The organism is Neorhizobium petrolearium, from assembly GCF_029854435.1.
GTDB classification, from domain to species: domain Bacteria; phylum Pseudomonadota; class Alphaproteobacteria; order Rhizobiales; family Rhizobiaceae; genus Neorhizobium; species Neorhizobium petrolearium.
Window position 1 is genome coordinate 174,856 of record NZ_CP123002.1, and the last position, 17,380, is coordinate 192,235.

The 17,380-nt window shown below is 61.1% G+C and carries 19 protein-coding genes; 7 read left to right on the forward strand and 12 right to left on the reverse strand.

All coding sequences use genetic code 11. The features are described from left to right. Positions 1–602 precede the first annotated feature (602 nt). Entirely contained in the window at positions 603–1,670 is a 1,068-nt protein-coding gene (locus QEO92_RS32045; protein ID WP_210059136.1) for an IS110 family RNA-guided transposase, read from the forward strand. 270 nt (positions 1,671–1,940) lie between these two features. Beyond that, positions 1,941–2,462 (forward strand): hypothetical protein, encoded by a 522-nt coding sequence (locus QEO92_RS32050; RefSeq protein ID WP_210058757.1) that lies wholly within the window; start codon positions 1,941–1,943, stop codon positions 2,460–2,462. A 114-nt stretch (positions 2,463–2,576) separates the two neighbouring features. Here QEO92_RS32050 and QEO92_RS32055 read toward each other — a convergent pair whose 3' ends face one another. The 3 genes from QEO92_RS32055 to QEO92_RS32065 are packed head-to-tail and all read right to left on the reverse strand — an operon-like array spanning position 2,577 to position 4,944. Further along, positions 2,577–3,818 (reverse strand): DUF1173 domain-containing protein, encoded by a 1,242-nt coding sequence (locus QEO92_RS32055; RefSeq protein WP_210058759.1) that lies wholly within the window; start codon positions 3,816–3,818, stop codon positions 2,577–2,579. Next, positions 3,818–4,237 carry a hypothetical protein gene (locus tag QEO92_RS32060; protein WP_227705917.1) on the reverse strand — a complete coding sequence of 140 codons (420 nt, stop codon included), beginning with the start codon at positions 4,235–4,237 and terminating at the stop codon, positions 3,818–3,820. Before QEO92_RS32060 ends, QEO92_RS32055 begins: the two co-directional genes overlap by 1 nt. Next, a complete protein-coding gene (locus QEO92_RS32065; RefSeq protein ID WP_210058761.1) occupies positions 4,234–4,944 on the reverse strand; it encodes a ParA family protein in 711 nt (236 codons plus the stop codon). The genes QEO92_RS32060 and QEO92_RS32065 overlap by 4 nt, the downstream gene beginning before the upstream one ends. A gap of 461 nt (positions 4,945–5,405) precedes the next feature. On the opposite strand from QEO92_RS32065, the gene QEO92_RS32070 reads away from it, so the two are divergent. Genes QEO92_RS32070 through QEO92_RS32080 form a run of 3 tightly spaced genes read left to right on the forward strand, consistent with a single transcriptional unit; the run spans position 5,406 to position 8,411 of the window. Beyond that, on the forward strand, positions 5,406–5,816 hold the full coding sequence (locus QEO92_RS32070; RefSeq protein WP_280107563.1) for a plasmid mobilization protein: 411 nt from the start codon (positions 5,406–5,408) through the stop codon (positions 5,814–5,816). After that, positions 5,816–8,212, forward strand: coding sequence for a conjugal transfer protein TraA (locus tag QEO92_RS32075; protein ID WP_210058765.1), 2,397 nt, complete (start codon positions 5,816–5,818; stop codon positions 8,210–8,212). The genes QEO92_RS32070 and QEO92_RS32075 overlap by 1 nt, the downstream gene beginning before the upstream one ends. 10 nt (positions 8,213–8,222) lie before the next feature. Further along, positions 8,223–8,411 (forward strand): hypothetical protein, encoded by a 189-nt coding sequence (locus tag QEO92_RS32080; RefSeq protein WP_210058767.1) that lies wholly within the window; start codon positions 8,223–8,225, stop codon positions 8,409–8,411. On the opposite strand, the gene QEO92_RS32085 is transcribed toward QEO92_RS32080, so the two are convergent. Continuing rightward, positions 8,401–8,685 carry a hypothetical protein gene (locus QEO92_RS32085; RefSeq protein WP_210058769.1) on the reverse strand — a complete coding sequence of 95 codons (285 nt, stop codon included), beginning with the start codon at positions 8,683–8,685 and terminating at the stop codon, positions 8,401–8,403. The two genes, QEO92_RS32080 and QEO92_RS32085, sit on opposite strands and share 11 nt — an antisense overlap. Before the next feature lie 290 nt (positions 8,686–8,975). Here QEO92_RS32085 and QEO92_RS32090 point away from each other — a divergent pair, with 290 nt between their 5' ends. Both QEO92_RS32090 and QEO92_RS32095 read left to right on the forward strand, forming a co-directional pair. After that, positions 8,976–9,197, forward strand: a complete 222-nt coding sequence (locus QEO92_RS32090; RefSeq protein WP_210058772.1) for a type II toxin-antitoxin system HicA family toxin — start codon at positions 8,976–8,978, stop codon at positions 9,195–9,197. After that, positions 9,194–9,535 (forward strand): type II toxin-antitoxin system HicB family antitoxin, encoded by a 342-nt coding sequence (locus QEO92_RS32095; protein WP_210058774.1) that lies wholly within the window; start codon positions 9,194–9,196, stop codon positions 9,533–9,535. Before QEO92_RS32090 ends, QEO92_RS32095 begins: the two co-directional genes overlap by 4 nt. A 102-nt stretch (positions 9,536–9,637) precedes the next feature. Here the strand turns inward: QEO92_RS32095 and QEO92_RS32100 are convergent, their stop codons facing one another. Genes QEO92_RS32100 through QEO92_RS32135 form a run of 8 tightly spaced genes read right to left on the reverse strand, consistent with a single transcriptional unit; the run spans position 9,638 to position 17,376 of the window. Next, positions 9,638–11,671: a type IV secretory system conjugative DNA transfer family protein gene (locus tag QEO92_RS32100; protein WP_210058776.1), complete on the reverse strand. Its 2,034-nt coding sequence runs from the start codon at positions 11,669–11,671 to the stop codon at positions 9,638–9,640. After that, positions 11,668–12,696 (reverse strand): P-type DNA transfer ATPase VirB11, encoded by a 1,029-nt coding sequence (virB11, locus tag QEO92_RS32105; RefSeq protein ID WP_227705918.1) that lies wholly within the window; start codon positions 12,694–12,696, stop codon positions 11,668–11,670. The genes QEO92_RS32100 and virB11 overlap by 4 nt, the downstream gene beginning before the upstream one ends. Next, a complete protein-coding gene (virB10, locus tag QEO92_RS32110; RefSeq protein WP_210058780.1) occupies positions 12,656–13,906 on the reverse strand; it encodes a type IV secretion system protein VirB10 in 1,251 nt (416 codons plus the stop codon). The genes virB11 and virB10 overlap by 41 nt, the downstream gene beginning before the upstream one ends. Continuing rightward, positions 13,903–14,676 (reverse strand): TrbG/VirB9 family P-type conjugative transfer protein, encoded by a 774-nt coding sequence (locus QEO92_RS32115; RefSeq protein WP_210058814.1) that lies wholly within the window; start codon positions 14,674–14,676, stop codon positions 13,903–13,905. Before QEO92_RS32115 ends, virB10 begins: the two co-directional genes overlap by 4 nt. A 32-nt stretch (positions 14,677–14,708) precedes the next feature. Beyond that, positions 14,709–15,401, reverse strand: coding sequence for a VirB8 family type IV secretion system protein (locus QEO92_RS32120; protein WP_210058781.1), 693 nt, complete (start codon positions 15,399–15,401; stop codon positions 14,709–14,711). A gap of 28 nt (positions 15,402–15,429) precedes the next feature. Next, entirely contained in the window at positions 15,430–16,455 is a 1,026-nt protein-coding gene (locus QEO92_RS32125) for a TrbL/VirB6 family protein (protein WP_210058782.1), read from the reverse strand. A gap of 1 nt (position 16,456) precedes the next feature. Then, the gene (locus QEO92_RS32130) at positions 16,457–16,672 is read right to left on the reverse strand and encodes a hypothetical protein (protein WP_210058783.1); all 216 of its coding nucleotides are present in this window, start codon (positions 16,670–16,672) and stop codon (positions 16,457–16,459) included. 2 nt (positions 16,673–16,674) lie between these two features. Then, positions 16,675–17,376: a type IV secretion system protein gene (locus QEO92_RS32135; protein WP_210058784.1), complete on the reverse strand. Its 702-nt coding sequence runs from the start codon at positions 17,374–17,376 to the stop codon at positions 16,675–16,677. Between the last annotated feature and the right edge of the window lie 4 nt (positions 17,377–17,380).

Sequence of the window (17,380 nt, forward strand, 5' to 3'; positions counted from 1 at the left end):
CTCTCGGCGATGAGCGTTTCCCCATCGACGTGCCGTTGTGCTTCACGGTTTGCGATTACTTTGTTCACCAAAGGAGATCGGGCGGGCCGCCTGTGGCGGACAGCTCTATGCGTGCGCTCACCGAATCCCTGAAGGGCTTCGGCCTTGGGTGACGATCCTCCCGCAGTCCTTGGTACCGGGCGAGAATCTTTGGCCGCTTTTACGTGAGGTGATGCCGGCAAGGCCGGCTGGCCGCCGGAAGCGGACACGGCGCCTGGCGGCGCCGTGGTTTGCTTCTTCTCTGACTGTCGGATTGTGCACCCGCCACTCCGGCGTCAAGGACGAGCGGTTCCCCCAATTTTCAGCCGGCGCCCAAGGGACGGCGCCAGAAAATCGGCTCCCCCGCTCGCCGCGGAGCGGCCGCGTGCCGCGGTCCCTGACCCCTCGCGTCTACGGTGCGGCCCTCCTTTCGTCAGATACGAAAGGAGATGGCATGAAAGAGGCCGCGGCCGTTGAGAGAACGGATCACTGACATGCAGGTGAAGATCGAGGGACAGTCACACTTCCGGCCTTTGGGCTTACCTTATTGGGGTTTTGCAGATCTCAACAAGGGAGTTGGAAGCATGACTGCCTCTTACGATTACCATATCGGCGTGGACTACCACAAATCCTACAGCCATCTGGTCGTCCAGGACAGCGGTGGCAAGACGTTGCGCTCCGGTCGGGTGAAGAACGACCGCCAGTCGCTCGGCGGGTTTCTGGAACGCTACCGCGACAACAGCCACGCGGTTGTCGAGGCGACCCGCAACTGGATGGTGATGTACGACTGGCTCGACGACATTTGTGATGATGTCGTTCTCGCCCACCCGTGGAAGGTCAAGGCGATTGCCGATGCCAAGATCAAGACCGACAAGATCGATGCGACGGTGCTGGCGCATCTGCTCAGGGCCGACCTGGTGCCGGAGGCCTGGGCGCCCAGCGAAAAGGCACGACAGCTGCGTGTCGCGCTACGCGAGCGGATGTTTTATGTGCGGCTGCGCACGATGGTGAAGAACCGCATCGTCACGGTGTTTGATCGCTATCCCGAGCAGACGGCGCAGTTGAAGAAGCTTGGTGATCTGTTCGGCAAGGCCGGCCGCATTCAACTTGCGCAGGTCAAGGTCTCGGAGATCGACCGCATTCAGATCGACCGAGGTCTTGCCTTCATCGGCGACATCGATGTCAGGATCAAACAGTCGGAAGCAACTATCCGGGCGATGACCAAAGCCAATGCCAATGTGAAGCTGTTGAAGACGATCCCCGGCATCGGCGAGTTCTTCGCCCGGCTGATCGATGCGGAGATCGATGACATATCGCGGTTTCGCAACCCGAAGAAGCTTGCCGCCTATGCCGGGCTTGTGCCGTCGACCTATTCGAGCGGCGGCAAGACCTTTCACGGCAAAATCATCAAGCAGGGCAACAAGTGGCTGCGCTGGGCCTTCGTCGAGGCGGTCGCCCCCGCCATCGCCAGCGATGCGCAGCTGCAGGCCCAATACGAGCATCTGAAGTTCAGAGGAGTGAACAAGGCGCGTGTGGCCATCGCGCGCAAGCTTTTGACGATCGCCTTCCAGATCCTGCGTGATCAGCGCGCCTATGAGCAGCGCGACACCAGCACCACGGAAGGCGCGTCGACAATATCCCGGTTGTCCTGATGAGTGGCTAGCGAGCCCGGTAAAACTGGGCTGCGCTCTTAAAGGAGAATGGGAAACCGGGAGCCGAACGCCATTCTGTGACCGAAGCTGACGCATCAGGGTCACGCATTGGAGCATGGTTCAAGACCGAAGGACGGGAACAACCTGTCCAGCGGAGGGAAGAGATTTAGCCGATCGGTCAAAACGCCGGTCAAAACATAACCGAACCCAAGGAAAAGCCGCCAACCGAAGGTGTTTTGCCCCTTGTGTTCTTTCATTGGAGAAACACCCATGTCTGATCTCAATGCTCTCGAACTCTATGCCAAGCTCTGCGGCTTCAAACTCCTCGTGCTTGCCAATCGCTTCGGTTCGACCAATGCCGTGTCCGACCACGTGCATCATGAATTCTTGGAAAGGATCGGCGATCTCATTGAATTGATGCAGGACATCTTGCATGCGGAGCGGAAGTTGCGCGTCGTGTCGGACGCAGTCCAGCGCGAGGAGGTAGAGTGGGCGCGATGGAGCTGCGAACACCATCTCGTGGATGTCTACCTGACCGGCGCACCTTACCCGCTCCTGGAATTTGTCCCGATCGACCCGGAAACGCAGGAATATCGTGACAACACGACCGGCAGCTGGCGTCCGCTGACGGAGGATGGGCCTTATCTTCGCGATGTGAGCAACGAGGAGCTCAGCGGACTTCGGACCATCATGGATCAGATCGCCGAAGAAACCGGGATCTGCTTCTCAGCCTATCGTGTCGTCTGGGGATCACAGCCGGACGAGGAGGCAGAGGGTGCGACACGGGATTAAACTTTCGGCGACGGGCGCAAGTGCCCGTCGCTGCTTGTTGCGTGTTGGATAAGCAATATAGGCCGGATCGACCGGCTGATATTGCTTGGAGCAAAGGTCGATCTTCGCTTCAGTCTATTCCCAGGGCAAAGCGGGCATGTCGCCGTCGGCGATCCGCCATATCCAATTCGCCATGTCCGGGCGCGCCTCGATCATATCGCGAAGCGAAACCTCGAATTGAGCGTCGGCATTCGGCGGCACGATATAAAGCGCCGTCGGCCGAGGGCGCGCTTCCGGCATGATCGCGTTGGCAATAGGCTGGTCGCCGGGCAGGTTGAAGCGCAACCCTTTCACCGTCTTGCCACGCATTCGCGTCAGTTTGCCGAGCAGCCGCTCTTCATAGGCGGTCTCAACTGGAAGCCATTGTTCCGTGACGGTCATCAGGGCGATCTCGTCGATCGTGACGAGGCCTCCTGCGCTCGATTCGATTGTGGCGATCGTCATCAAATGGAACCGGTCATCGCTTCGCCAGAGCGTTAGCTCGTCCTCGAACCGGCGCTGGACGCGTCGCCAGGTCGGTTCCTCAAGGTGCAACCGAAACCCGGGCATGTGCTTGACGACGACCTGCTGGCCGCTGCGGGCCGGCGCAAATTCCTTCACCTCGCCAACCAAGAGCATCAGCTTCCTCGGGCCACCATCCGATACCGACAAGCCGTTCAATGCCTGTGCCCGGCGCTGCTCGATCGCCGGCTTATCCTCGGTGCGGAAAGGTTCCGGCACGAACAGGCGCTTTGAAAGCGCCTCGCCGCGCACCGACATGGTGCGGGCGGCTTCGACGAGATGGTGATAGACCTGCCACCAATGCCGTTTTCCGGCCCAGTGCGCCGTCCATTCGGTCAGGCCGCTCTCATGCCAGAGAAGATGCAGGAGGGCTCGAAGCGACAGGCGCTTGCTGTCGTTCTCCACGCTGTCTGGCACGGTGCCCTCCGACGCAGGTTTCCCCCGGGGTCCGCGCTTCGACAGCGCGAAATCCAGCTTCAGCGCAGCAGTTCCCCCCCGATCGAGCTTGATCGCGCTTCCGATCAAGGCGCCGAGCCCGGAAAGGTCATAAGGCGGTTCATAGGACGGGCATGATGGATCATGCTCTGCCCCGGAAAGGGGCATCCTCTTGAGGACGAACTGGTCGCCAATTTTCGCGACGTACATCGCCAGGCCCGGCTCCCTGCAAAGGCAAAGCGGTCGCAGCTTGTCGCGATAGGCCTGCGCCAGACGCTCCTGAAGATCTTCGGCCCCTTCGTCGCAAGACACGCCGCCGATGAGGAAACACCGCGCCCGTCTGCGGTTTGAGGACGTCTCGGTTGCCGAAGAGTCCGCCATCAATAGCCGTTCTCCTCCAGATAGAAGTCTATGGCGGCCTTCATCACCGCCGCCATCTTGACGTCGTTTTCATCGGCAGCCCGCTTGAGGCGCGCCTTCGTCGCGAAGTCCAGCGCGACATTGACGAAGAACTTGGCCTCCCGCTGCTTCGCCCGTTTCAGGTTCTTGATGCTGTGACGTGCTTCCTCTTGAGCGACTGCCCGCTCCTTTGCCCGCTTCTCCCGTTCCGCCGGCGAGCGCTTGTTCAGGATGCGGCTCCCGTTTTCCCCGTCGTCCGAAGACACTCCGGCAGCCGACGTTTCGGGATCGGCGGAAGCGGGCCGACTGGGAATCTCCGCCGAGGCGTCGGCCGCTTTCGACGGGCTGGAACTCCTGCCCGCGATGGTGAAGTCGCCAAGGCCGAGGGTGGCTTTGCTCATGCCGCTTCTCCTCTCGCGGCAATCTGCCGTTTCGTCTCGATCTCTTCGACGAGGCTGAGAACTTCCTGGCGTGCCTTTCGCACCGGCTCGCTCAGTTCCTGCATCTGCAGCGTCCCGAGGCCGTTCTGGATTTCGCGATAGACATTGCGTTCGAACAGTTCCGTATCGAGGAGCGCTGTCCGATAGCCAGCTTCCTGCAGGCCGGCGACGAATGGCCTGATATAACGATAGGCTTCGAGATTGCGGCCGGGAACCGTGATCCGCGTGCGCAGATTGAGATGCAGAATCCCGGAGCCCTGCCGATCGTTGATCTCGCTGACACTGGCCGCCGCCTGTCCGGCCGCCTCGATTTCCTTGATGCCGGGCTGGATGGGCGACAGCACCAGGTCGGCCGAGCCGATGATGGTGTCCTGCACGGTGCTGTCGACGCCGGGCGCATCGACGATGATGAGGTCGAAGGCGTTGCGCAGCCGCTCGATCTCCGCCTCGATCGTTCGGCGTGAGGCGGCAACGGCCACGTTAATGTTTTCCGGGACATTGTCCTTGCTATGGCAAAGCCGCCACCACCCCGACAGATTGAGCCGGCCGTCGGCGTCGATGAGAAGAACCCGTTCGCCCCTCAGCGCATATTCGCCGGCGAGCAGCGTCACCAGTGTCGTTTTGCCGGCGCCGCCCTTGTTGCTGACGGCTGCGTAGATTCTCGCCATGCTTGCCTCCATCCAGCCCACCCGGAATCTCCGCGCAGGAGTTATTCAGCCTCTTAAAGTTAGAACAAATATTGTTCTATTTCGTCCCACCGTCAACCCGTCGGAGGAGGATATCACTCCGTGTAGAACGGTGGAAACATGCTGGCATCACATCGAGTGGTCACATCGATTATGCGTGTGGTGTGGAACAACGGAAGCATTGATTATTTAGATAAAGCAATTAGATGATATGGTGCCACGGTGTTTCGATACCGTGGTTCGGCACCGTGCGTTCGCACGCGGAATTGGCCTGAGGCTACCTTGATGAGTCGATCGCAAGTTTTGATTTAAGGCTTGCGTGGCGTATCAAAAACAGTAAACTCTTGTTTGGCAGGATACGCAAATTTGTGATACAAATTTGCTGACGATCGACGGACGAGCCGTCGATGGCGCCTGCGGTGCTCCTTCAAGGGGAGGGTGAAGTGGCAGCGGATGGTGGCGGAGCGGTGCGCCTGGGGAAGGCCGAGGAGCGTAAAGAGCGCGTCGTGCATGCCCGCTTCAGCGCCTCGGAACTTACCGCGATCGAGCAGGCCGCTGGCGCCGCAGGCCTGACGGTTTCCGCCTTCATGCGTTCGCTGACGCTCGAAGGGGCGGGGGTCCGACCCTTCCTGACCGATGACGACCGGGCCGTCTTCGAGATGCTAATTTCGGACATGCGGGCGATCGGGGTTAACCTCAACCAGCTCGCTCGGGCGGTGAACGGGAGCGGCCGGCTCGTCGAAGCGAAGCTTGCTGCGGAGCTGGTCGATGTCCAGCGTCTTGCCGCGGCCATCGTACTCGAACTCAGAAGTCTTGCGGGACGTGGTGCCCGCCGGCGTCGGGGAGTGGTCTGATGGAATTCCTGCCCGGCGCCTTCGAGCATGAGTGGGAGAGGCGGAAGGCCGTGTTGCTGCAGGAACGCCAGCTTCTCAAGGCAAATGCTATCGATGAGGAAGAACGCCGGCGCCGCGGTGGTTCCGTCGCGGCCGCATCGCCGCTGTCCGGCCGGGCACTGGGCCGTCCGACATTCGCTAAGATGGGCGGCGGTTTCGGGCGTGGACAGGCGCGGAGGCAAGGCGGCGAGCCATCGATGCGCTCGCGGTTTTCGGGTCTTGCCTCCGGTAGCCAGCCGGCCGTGGTCAAGCTCGCTTCCTTCGGCGGGGGTGGACGGCTCGGCGCGATGATCAGCTATGTCTCGCGCAGCGGAGATGTTGCCGTCGAGAACGAGCGCGGGGAGGTGTTCAGCGGTCGCGACGAGCTCTCCTCCATTCGCGGCGAGTGGCACCATCTGATGAAGAACCGCGCGGAGAGCCGCGATATAGGCACCTTCGTTCTCGATGTGAAGGATATATTCGACACTGCGGGCGACCTGCACCAGCAAGCACGCGCTCTCTTGCAGCGCGGGTTTGGTGACCGGAGCTTCGCCTTTGCGGTCACAGCTCGTGGCGAGGAAGATGGCTATCGGATCGAAGGTGTCGTCGTCCTGCGCGACAGCGCCGGCGAGCGGCTGACCGGCGACAGGAAGGCTTCGACGTTCGTGCAGGAGCGACTCGATGCGGGTCGGAACGAACCCGAAGGCGCGGCAAGCTTTCGCTTTACCGGTTATGGTAATGGCACGGATTACGGCACGAGCCGGCTTCGCGATCTGGTCGAGCGGTATGACGGTGGCGTTCAGGATGAGAAGGGCCAGGCAATCGCCGGTGCGAAGGAGGCGGGCGACCTGGTGCAGCAGGAATGGCGCGGCCGGCTTCATAGCCGCAAACCCCGCGATGTCATGCATGTGGTCATCTCGGCGCGGGCCGGGACTGATGTCGCGGCTTTTCATGCCGCGGCTCGGGATTTCCTGGCGCAGGAATTCGCCGGACATCGCTATGTATTTTCGATGCACGACCCGTCCGCGGATCCGAAGGCGGAGGAAGCCGGTGGCAGGCGGCCGCATGTCCATGTTCATGCGATCGTCGCGATGCGCTCGGATGCCGGCGACCGGGTGGAGACGACGATCGCAACCTTCCGTCGCTGGCGGGTGACCATGGCGGAAAAAGCCAGGGACCACGGAATCCGCATGGAAATGACCGACCGGCGGGAGCGGGCGAGCAGCCCGGCTTACACCCGGAACCAGGTGCGCCCGACGAGCCGCGCCGGCAGGACCGAGCATGAGGGGACGAGCGATGCCGCGCAACAGCGCTACGAGGCGAAGAGGGCGGATCGGCAGAGTTTCGCGAGGACAGAGGATGGCAAGGCTTATTCTACGGTCGCGCGGGAAGAATGGGCCGCACTGGCTGCGAATGGTGATGTACCGGGGGCACGAAAGTTTGCGATAGAGCAATTAAAGCGATTTGAATCAGCGGCTTCCCGGATCAATCAGGGTGAGGTTGAAGTTCTGGCAGGCAGAAATTCTTACTCGCAGTTCAGAACAAATTTGGTAAAGTTGGTGAATGCTGTTTCGGAGGGCGAGAGCATGCGCCACATGACACGTCAGGAATTCGAGACCTACGAAAAGCGCGTCGAGACGGCGCTCTTCCAAGCCGAGCGCGTGACGCCGGATGACCAGAAGAAGAGCTTTGAGGAAATCGTGTCCGCCGCGCGCGAGCACGTCAATGTCCGGCGTGAACTGATGGAGCTGCAGGAACGCGGCGCTTCCTCCGAGCGGGAAGGCGAGCGACGTTCGCCCGAGCAGGACGACGATCCGCGCACCCGCTGGGATGATGTCGTCGGTCGTCACGGCCTGCGCATGGCGGAAGCGGCCAACCAGGTCATGCTGGAGGTCGAGCGCTACCGCGAGGAGATCGAAAAAGCCTATGCGCGGAAGCTTGATGCCGAGAAGGCGGTGCTTGAGGCCGGCCTGCAGCGGGAAATCGCCAAAGCCGCCGAGCTCGGCGCCGCGGGCAATACGCTGATCCGGGAGATCGCGGAAGTCGATGAGGAACTGCGCGTTGCCATTGAGCGGGCGGAGCATTCTCGCGAGAGCCGCAACTGGTCTAAGGTCGATGGGACAGGGAATGCCGGGGAGCGGGCGGACGAGAAGCAGGGTCTCGATCGGGGCGATGAGGCGGCGGTCGGCCGCTCGGCGGATTATGAGCAGGATCGTGATGTAGATGATCGGGGGCGGTTACAGACGGAACGACCGGTGGCCCGAGCCGGGGACACGACCAGGACGGATCCTGCGCAGCAGCACATTCCCCGGATCGAGGAATTGCAACGCGAGGCCGACGAACGGCGGGAACAGGATCGCGACGAGCGCGAGCGATAGAGAGGCATTCATGCGAGACGATCGACGCCTCATCGTCAATCAGGAGACGGATCACAAGGCAAACGATGGCTTTGCCACATTCGGAGCGTTGGTGTTCGGCGGCGTCATGACGATCGCGCTGATCGACTACGGCCTGACCGCAGCCTGGAGGTGGAGTGTATCGATGTGGGACGGGATCCTTTCTTTCTTCACGTTCTAGCGTTCTCCAGGCCATTCGCACGGAGAGCGTCAATGCCTCCGATTTTTGAGCCATCGGCGCTGGGGACCTCGGCGATAGGTGCGCATTCTCGGAGGATGGATAGCACCTCCGCAGCGCTGGACGCCTCGATTTCGGAGTTCCCGAGCCGGATGCGCACACGACGCGCCGCCAGCCAGGCTTTGTAGCATCCTGTCAGGGACAGGATGACGGCCGCGATGGCGCCGGGGATGCCCGCCATGCTGATTAGCTCTTTTAGAATCTCGAATTCGCTCATAAGCAAGCCATGGCCTGTGAAGGGTTGTCGCCACAAACTAACCCCTGCCGGGGACCGTTAAGTGCGAAACCGAGATTTTCAGGCTTTTCCGGCAGATTCGCCAGCCTGTCCGGGTTTCCAAGCGTTCAGTGCGATTTCCATTGCTGGGGACGTCCGCCTGAGCCACGATTTTGCAGAATCGTGGGCTTTCCCGCACCAGAGGTGATGACCACGTCAGGAATCTTGCAAGTGATACTGGAAAGTGATACTAAACGGAACTAAGCAGGAAGCATCGGGCAACTCTCGCGGCCGTGTTTGCTGACCCCGTTCTTGCCGGGATTGTTTGGCGGGACATTGAGGCGCTATTCGTCGCATGTGGGGCAGAAATCACGGAAGGGCAAGGCTCGCGGGTGCGGGTCGTCCTGAACGGCGTGCGCGCGGTTTTCCATCGCCCGCATCCCCAGAAGGAAACCGACAAGGGAGGGGTAAAATCCGTCCGGCGCTTCCTGCTCGAAGCGGAGATACAACCATGACCACAATGCACTACAAGGGCTACGAAGCTGTTGTTGAGTTCGATGAGGACGCCGATATTTTCCACGGTGAGGTCGTCAACATGCGCGATGTCATTACCTTTCAGGGAACTTCGGCGGCCGAGCTGAAGCAGGCAATGGCGGATTCCATTGAGGATTACCTGGTGTTCTGCAAAGAGCGTGGCGAGGAACCCGAAAAGCCTTTTTCCGGCCAATTCGTTGTCAGGACCGAACCTAGTATCCACAAAGCTGTGTCGAGTGCCGCACGACGAGAGGGCGTAAGTCTCAACAAATGGGTGACGCAGGCGTTGGAACGCGCCGTTTCGCGGAAGGTCGCATAGAACCTCATTGCTTCGGGCTCGCACACCATCGACGAGCGGTGACCTCTCCACCATAGAGTTTTGGGGGTGTCTTGACGGGTGAGGCGCAACATCGGCGCCCAACTATTCCAGCCCGATCTCCGCTGGATCCGGAACCGTCTGGGCAAGGATGTCGTGAATGCTCTTGCGTTGTCGGGGAGTGATCTCTGCTGCCTGCGCCAGTGAAGCCTCGACGGCTGATTTCAGTTTGTCTGCCGTCGGAAGGATCCGCTCTTCTGCCTTGGCTACCAGATCGCCGATTGCGGTTTCTGCTCCGGTGTTTGAGGTTTTCTTCGCCCGATCCGAGCGGGCTTTATCGGAGGTTTTCCTGACGCTGCGGGCGACGCGTTTTGGAACAGTCGGAGTTTCGCCTGCCTGGGGAGCAAGCTTCAGGGTGGGGCGTTCTTCACCCGGCCCATCGGCCGCAGGGTCATATTCCGGTGCCAGCGCAGGAACAGGCAACGCTGCTTCGAACTCCAGATCGGGGACGTCCGGCTGCTGCTGCTCGGCATAGGCGGCAGCAGCCTTGAACGGCTGGACGGCATGATAGCGAAGCTTGCCGCCAAAGATCGGGCGCTGACCCTCGACCAGCAGGATCATCCTGTCCTCCGGCATCTGGCGCACCTCCTGCGGCATCATCAGGTCGCGCTCACGGATCTGCTCGACCTTCGTCCGTCGCGGCAGTCCCATGAACTCCAGCGTGCGGGATTCCGACTGATACCGGATGGTGCGTTTGCCAAGCGCACGCGATGCGTATTCGGCCGTTGCCTGATCGTTGGCGCCGAGGATGAGCTGCAGGCCGCAATTGCCGAGCAGCGAGTGCCTTGCGGTCTCGCCGTAGATTTCGTCGATATTCTTCAGGTCCTGGATGATAAAGGCCATTTTTATGTTGTAGCCGGCCACATAGGGGAGCTTGTTGAGGACCTCGTCCATCTTCTTCAGCTGTCGGAATTCGTCGAGCAGGAAATAGACAGGCAGGGCATTGGGGTTGTGCTCACGGGTCAGGAGATCCATGACCTGCTGGACGAAGAGCGTCAGCAGGGGCCGCAAGATCGTCATGTCGGTGACGTTCGGCGCCAGGTAGATGGTGACCGGCCGGCGCTGCAGTGACACGAGATCCATGTCCGTCACGGCGGTCGCGGCGACGACACGCTCGTTGCGCAGCGGCGCCAGCGCCTTCTGGATGTCGAGGAGCGCCGAGCGGGCCGCCCGTTCGTTCAGTGCGATGTAGGCATTGAAGCTCTCGGTCGTGAAACGCGAGAGATAAGGCTCCTTCTCCTTGATAAGTTTCATCAGGATCTGCAGGTCGACGCCGGCATTGAAGAAGCCGTTGACCTCGCCAAGGTTGCGACGGTTCTTGTAGAAAGGGCTTTCCAGCACATAGCTGATGACGCCGGCGATCACCTGCTGGGCGATGCCCTGCCAGACAGCGTTTTCGGAACCGATCGCTTCAGGAATGAGAATGCTTGCCATGTTCTGGATGTCGATCGTGCGACTGCCGCGATCGCTTCGCACGAAATCCAGCGGGTTCCAGCGATGGGTTTTGGCCGCGCCCGGAGAGAAGAGAAAGACCTGGTGTCCTTTGGACCTCCGGTATCCGGCCGTATGCTCGAAAATCTCGCCCTTGAGATCGGTGACGATCATCGAGCCGGAAAACATCAGCGCGTTAGGAATGACATAGCCAACGCCCTTGCCGGAGCGCGTCGGGCCAATGATGAGATGATGCCGGTCGTCGTGCCGGCTCAGGATATTGCGCCCGATGCGTCCGAGGATATGTCCTTCCTTCCGAAACCATCCGCCGCGTCGCAGCGACGCCATGTCCTGGAAGGCAGCATCTCCGAGCGGGTTCGACGGCCGCCGAAGCCCCGTGACCGCGGCAATCGAGGCGATGCCGATCGCTGGAACAAGAGCGCCGATGGCGGCGAGCTGGAGGGACCGATTGTTGGGATAGGCGATCAGCTGCTGAAACGGCGCCAGCGGATTGGTGGTGGTCAGCAGCTTGAGGATCCGCCCGTCTTTCCAGACAAGCTGGAGGATCAGGCTGTAGCCGAGCATCCAGATGGCGACGGCGAAGAGCAGGCAGAACACCAGATAGATGGCCTGGTGGGACTTCTTCATGGCGATCGCCGCGCGAAGTAGATCTCGGAGACGCCACGCCGGCCGCCGTTGCGGCGAAGCTGGATGACCACAGGGATAACCATGCGGATATAGGACATGAGGTCCGGCTTCGAATATCCCGATGACATGCCTGTCTGCATCATCATCATGGCAAGCTGCTCATAGGCGCCCATCGGTGTGTCGGCATGCACCGTCGACATGCTGCCGGGATGGCCGGTGTTGATCGCCCGCAGGAAGGCGAAAGCCTCGGCGCCACGGATCTCGCCGACGAAGAGCCGGTCCGGCCGCATGCGCAGCGATGCCTCAAGCAGCGACTGGATCGTCACCTGGGCAGTGCCCTGATCGCCACGCGAGGCGAGCAGATGCACGCTGTTGCGATGTGGTGGAAAGAGCTCGCGCGTGTCCTCCAGCGTCAGAATGCGCTCGTGTTCATCGACGCTTTTCAGGCAAGCATTGAGAAACGTGGTCTTGCCGGTCGAGGTGCCGCCGCTGATCGGGATCGACACGCGCCCGCGCACGGCGGTCTCGATAAAATCGTGGATGCGGTCGGCATCGAGAAGAGCGATGAGTTTCTCTTCGGTCGCACTCAGCCCTCCGACGGTCACCGCCACCTTGTCGAGGGCGCCGCTGTCGCGATATTGCGCCAGCGTAAAATCGCTCACGACCTGCTTCCTGATCGAGATCGCGCCGCCGTCTGCGGCCGCCGGCGGCAGGACGATCTGGATACGCTCGCCGGAGGGGAGTGCCGCACTCAGCAATGGATTGCTGCGGCTGACGAACTGGTTGCTGGCGGCTGCGACCCGTTCACCGATATGCTCGATCTCCGTCGAGGTGAGAGCGGGGATCGTAAGGAACTGCATATGGTCGGCGCCGAGGCGCTCGATGAAGACCTCGCCCGGGCGGTTGACGGAGATCTCCACGACGTGTGGGTCATCGAGGAACGACGCCAGCGGTGCCAGCGCCCGCTTCAGGAAATAGTGCGGATCATTGCCGGATGCGGCGACCCGTATCGATGCCTCGTTCATGCTTGATCTCCTTCAAGGCTTCCTCGACCGGATCCGGATACATGGCCGAGAAGTCGAGGTCCTGGCGGACATAGACGAAAATGCGTTCGCCCTGATGGACGCTGATCGTCGGCGGGATGCGGAGGTTCTCGCCGAGCGCCTGGTTGGCCATATCGGAGAACGTCCGAGCGATCGTCTCGCGGGCGAGCTCGGCGGCGCGGTCGGAATCGGACTCGTTGTTGCCCGATGATGAGCTGTATTGGCCGCTGCCATAGCCGGTCAGGTAGGAGGACCCGGCGCCGACGATGGACAGGAGAATCGCTGATCCGAACCGCTCGCGCCATTTGTTGTCGACGATGCCGGTCAGTCCCGATCGGCCCAGGCCATCGGTGCCGATGCTGTTCAGCCGCACCGAGACGCCATCGTCACGTAGAAGGCGCGTCCAGATCACGAAGATGCGTTTCTGGCCGCGGGTCACATCGGACTGGTATTCGCCGATCAGGCGCGTGCCGGTCGGAATGAGCACGCGTCGGCCGTCGAAGGAATAGACGTCCTGTGAGGTAATGGCGCGGATCTGACCGGGCAGGTCGCCATTGATCGCCGTCTCCAGGATGCCGGGGATCAGCGTGCCCTCGGGGATCATGGCATCCAGCCGGCCGACCTGGCGCGCTTTCGCCGAGCGATCGCCGATGGCCGATGCTGTCGCCAGGAACTTGCTGTTGCGATCCTCTCCCGCAACGGTCGGCCCATCGCCAGCAGTTCCCCCGTTCAGACTGTTATCCGCGCTATCAGCCTTGGTGGAATCGACGATGATCTGCTTGGAAAGATAGCGCTTGGGAAACTCCTCCGGGATTTGCTCCACCGGCTTGTCGGCCGTCTCGACCGTGACCGGCGGGGCAGGGACATCGAACTCGGTGGTATCGGCGGGCTCCTCCTTCTTTTCCTCCGGCGGTTCGGGCAGCTGAATGATGTTGTCGGCCGGCTTTTCCGCCGGCCTTTGATCGTCGCGGAGAAAGGACGGTGGGCGGAATGTGGTGGTGGAGAACTCCTCGTCGCCTCTGAGCACGTCCTGCGGGGGTTTCTTCGGTGCGAAGACGAAGAGATAGGCGAGCACGGCGCCAATGAGCACAAACACCGCGCCGCCGAACAGTTGCTTGCGCCTCGCCCTCCGGTCGCGGACCTCGCTCTGGTCCACTTCCAGCATGGCTTCGAGTTCGGGAGATCGATTCATCCGTTGCCGGTCCTTCTTCGCTTGCTGGCCGTGCTATCGAATGCCGGACCCATCACCGCCGGATCGGGCGCTCCGAAGTCGGGCTTGCGGAGATTGAAGATGCATGTCCACTGATTGCCATCGCGCAGGGTGTATTGGGTGGCCGTGCCGTCGAGAACGATGTAGTCGCCCTCGCGGCGGAAATTGCGCAGCGTTTCGGTGAAGTCGGCATTGACGGCAAAGATCGCCGGCACTTTCGGCCCGAACTTGAAAAAGGTCTTCTTGCCGTCATCGAAGATCATCAGCGGCTTCAGCCCTGGATCGCCGGAGAAGGAATAGTCGATATTGACGTTGGCCTTGTCGATACCGGCGATGTTCGGAAAGGCGGCGCGGGCTTCAGCCTCCTTGCGCAGCGAGGCGTTGAGATCCTTATCGGGATAGACGAAACGAATACCAAAGACCTTTTTGTTGTCCTCCGGCGCGAAGTCCGTGAGTTCGAGATAGTAGATGCGCTTGGTGGTCACGACGTTCATGTTGGTGGCGGCGTTCCTGGCCTTCGGCTTCACGAAGAGGATATTGCCCTTGTCCGTCGGCACCACGTCCCAGCTATCGCTGTCGCCGACCGCAATCGTCTCGAACTTCTCGTCCTCGTCGAAGATGATCATCGTCGAGATGCCGTAGGTCGCGAAGACCCGAACCACATTGTTCGGCTGGTAGACGACGCTGGTAACACGGGCGTCGAGCCGCCCGGCCGATGGCGTCTCGGCCGCCTGGGCGGCTGACAGGGACATCAGGCTCAGGATGAGGAGGACAGCCGCCCGGTTCACTGGCCGCTCCCGGTGACGGTTTCCTGATCGCGGCGGTAGTCGTAGACCTGGAAGCCGAGAGGGTTTTCGAAACGCCACTCGTTCGTCGCAGGGGTGTCGGTGTAGCGATAGCGCACAACGGCGATCCAGTGACGAGCGATCGAGTCGGTATCGGAGATTTCGGTCGTCGAGAACCGCACGATGCCGGTCGAGCTGTTGGGGAAGGTGACGGATGCGATCTCGGTCATGACGCGCTTGTTGCGACCGTAGATCTTCGCCGGGTTCTTCAGGTTGGTCGTGCTGTAGAGATCCTGCAGCTCGCGCGCGGCATTGCCCGTCGATAGAAGCGCCGCGATCCCGAAATTCTGCTCGATGGCATAGGGATCATATCCCTCCCGGGCGCGGATATAGCGGACGATATTGGCCTGGGTGATGGCCTGCTGCTCGGTCAGCGTAACAGGCCGGGTCAGACCGGTCTTGACCTCGATATAGCCGGTGTTCTTGTCGACCTCGACGAGATAGGGCTCGAAGCTCTTCAGCGGCACCAGCATGACGAGGGCGACCAGGCTGAGCAGGGTGATCGCGCCGAAAATCGTCGTCACGAACCAGGCGAGCGCCCGCGATCGCTTTGCCCTTTTGACGATCTCCTGTTCCCAGATGTCTCCGCTTTGATAATAGCTTCGTAGATCAAGATCTTTGCTGTCCGCCATATGCTTCCGTCTTCTTGAAAATGAATGCTCAGGTGGGATTGCCCTGCTGGGATATCCGGCTCTGCATGGCTGATTTGACGCCGGAGTCGTCATCGTCTCCAGAGCCGCGGAACCGGTTTCTCAGGTTGCCGCCGAAGCGATAAGCACCGCGGCCTGCCGCGACACTGCCGCGCGCCGTGGCAAGCGGGTATTGAATTCCCAGGCGGTGCGCGATGCCGGTTGCGGCACTTCCGACTCCCGATGCGATGCCGCCGGCGATGCCCTGACCGATCGACTGGATGTACAGCATGACGAAACCGCCGGCGATGCAGAGCAGCAGGAAGCCGGCGACATCGCCGAGGGTCAGCGTTCGCGTTCCGCTGGCGGCGTCAATCTTCGACAGTTCCGGGTTCATGGCGGCGATCAGGAAGGCGGCGATCACGTAAATGAACAGCGGGATCAAGGCATAGGTGAGGACCTGGTTGAACCAGCCGACGCCATAGCCGCGGCTGCGTTCGAACAGAAAGCAGGACACGAAAATCGGTGCGGTGCCGATCAGCACCCAGAGCATGACCTTGGCCAGGATGAGGATGGCAAGCGCCACGGCGATGAACACCCCGGCGCCGACCATGATCAGCAGGCCGATCATGCTGGGTAGAATAGAGAAGTAACCGGATTGCTCGGCAAAGGCGGAGGCCGCCTGATTGGCCGTCTGCCAGATCATCGACATGCCGTTCGTCGGCTCGGTGATACCGGTTCCGGAGGCGGCGAGGATTGCGCGGCCGACATCTTCCGGTGTGTCGTTGACCCAGCGGTAGACGAAATTGTTGAAGTTGCCCCAAGAGCTGACGAGACCGAGGATCATCACCATGCGGACGATGCGAAGCACGATCTCGCCGACGCCGATGCGGGCGGTTCCCATGACCAGCTGCAACCCGTACCAGGCGATATAGAGAACGAGCATCAGCCGAAGGACCGGCAGGATCTCGTTGCCGACGATCGTGTAGGCTTGCTCCGAAAAACTGGCGCCGGAATTCTCGATACGGTTGAGGAGGTCGCCAAGGAAATCCTGCATCCTATTCCGACCCTCCCTTTGGAATGCCGATCGCCGCGAATGCCGACGCCGGATCGTTGACGGCGCGCATCGGTCCGCATTCGTGTCTGGGGTCCTCGGCAAAGGACGTCAGGTTGGCCGGCCGCTTGCAGGGCGCGGTCTTTTCCCTGACGGTGCCGCAGCTCGTCACCGTCAGGGACAAGGCCGCCGCGAGGATCAATCGGAGGATTCGCTGCATCGTCAGTTTCCGTAGGCCAGGGCCTTCTTGGAATTAGAAACATCGGTGAGGCGCCGCTGGTTCTCGGCCTGCAGGGACGTGACCGCACCATTCATCACGCCGATCATTTCGTTGAATGTCAGACCCGACTGGACCTGCAACTGCGTGTTCTGGTCGATGGAACCCTTGATATCCTCGGCGGTGCCGATCTGCCTGCCTGCCAGCTCGAAGGCGCTGCGCCGCGTCTCGATCGCCTGTTGCGAACCGTTGATCAGGGCGGAGACGCCGAGCACGGTATTGACCAGTTGCTCATAGGACTTGTCGCCGGAGAAGCTGCTGTTTGTCTGCCCCGAAAGCGATTTGACCAGTTGCAGCCCGTTGATGAAGAGGGTTGCCGCTTTGGTGATTTCGCTGCTCATCGAGCCGAAATTCGGAACCCCGTCTTTCAGGATGCTGTCGAAGGAGGGAATCGCCGAGACGCTGAAGCCGTTGCCGATCGCGAGGTTCTTCAACGGACCGGCCATGCTGCCGCGATCGCCGGTGACGGCTTTCAGCGTATCCTGCACCGTCGTGAGGATATCCTTGTTGGTATCGAGGATCTGGTTGGTCGTATCCGCGGTTTTTTTGGCGACCTCATAATTGGTCCGATCGATGACGGGGACGTCCGCCAGTGCCGAGGCCGGCAGGGCGAGAAGGGCAACGCCAGTCCAGAATATCGCTTTCATGTTT

Coding starts and splice junctions, on each gene's coding strand:
- QEO92_RS32045 (WP_210059136.1), top strand. CDS start 603: ATGACTGCCTCTTACGATTACCATATCGGCGTGGACTACCACAAATCC.
- QEO92_RS32050 (WP_210058757.1), top strand. CDS start 1,941: ATGTCTGATCTCAATGCTCTCGAACTCTATGCCAAGCTCTGCGGCTTC.
- QEO92_RS32055 (WP_210058759.1), bottom strand. CDS start 3,818: ATGGCGGACTCTTCGGCAACCGAGACGTCCTCAAACCGCAGACGGGCG.
- QEO92_RS32060 (WP_227705917.1), bottom strand. CDS start 4,237: ATGAGCAAAGCCACCCTCGGCCTTGGCGACTTCACCATCGCGGGCAGG.
- QEO92_RS32065 (WP_210058761.1), bottom strand. CDS start 4,944: ATGGCGAGAATCTACGCAGCCGTCAGCAACAAGGGCGGCGCCGGCAAA.
- QEO92_RS32075 (WP_210058765.1), top strand. CDS start 5,816: ATGGAATTCCTGCCCGGCGCCTTCGAGCATGAGTGGGAGAGGCGGAAG.
- QEO92_RS32080 (WP_210058767.1), top strand. CDS start 8,223: ATGCGAGACGATCGACGCCTCATCGTCAATCAGGAGACGGATCACAAG.
- QEO92_RS32085 (WP_210058769.1), bottom strand. CDS start 8,685: ATGAGCGAATTCGAGATTCTAAAAGAGCTAATCAGCATGGCGGGCATC.
- QEO92_RS32095 (WP_210058774.1), top strand. CDS start 9,194: ATGACCACAATGCACTACAAGGGCTACGAAGCTGTTGTTGAGTTCGAT.
- QEO92_RS32100 (WP_210058776.1), bottom strand. CDS start 11,671: ATGAAGAAGTCCCACCAGGCCATCTATCTGGTGTTCTGCCTGCTCTTC.
- virB11 (WP_227705918.1), bottom strand. CDS start 12,696: ATGAACGAGGCATCGATACGGGTCGCCGCATCCGGCAATGATCCGCAC.
- virB10 (WP_210058780.1), bottom strand. CDS start 13,906: ATGAATCGATCTCCCGAACTCGAAGCCATGCTGGAAGTGGACCAGAGC.
- QEO92_RS32115 (WP_210058814.1), bottom strand. CDS start 14,676: ATGTCCCTGTCAGCCGCCCAGGCGGCCGAGACGCCATCGGCCGGGCGG.
- QEO92_RS32120 (WP_210058781.1), bottom strand. CDS start 15,401: ATGGCGGACAGCAAAGATCTTGATCTACGAAGCTATTATCAAAGCGGA.
- QEO92_RS32125 (WP_210058782.1), bottom strand. CDS start 16,455: ATGCAGGATTTCCTTGGCGACCTCCTCAACCGTATCGAGAATTCCGGC.
- QEO92_RS32130 (WP_210058783.1), bottom strand. CDS start 16,672: ATGCAGCGAATCCTCCGATTGATCCTCGCGGCGGCCTTGTCCCTGACG.
- QEO92_RS32135 (WP_210058784.1), bottom strand. CDS start 17,376: ATGAAAGCGATATTCTGGACTGGCGTTGCCCTTCTCGCCCTGCCGGCC.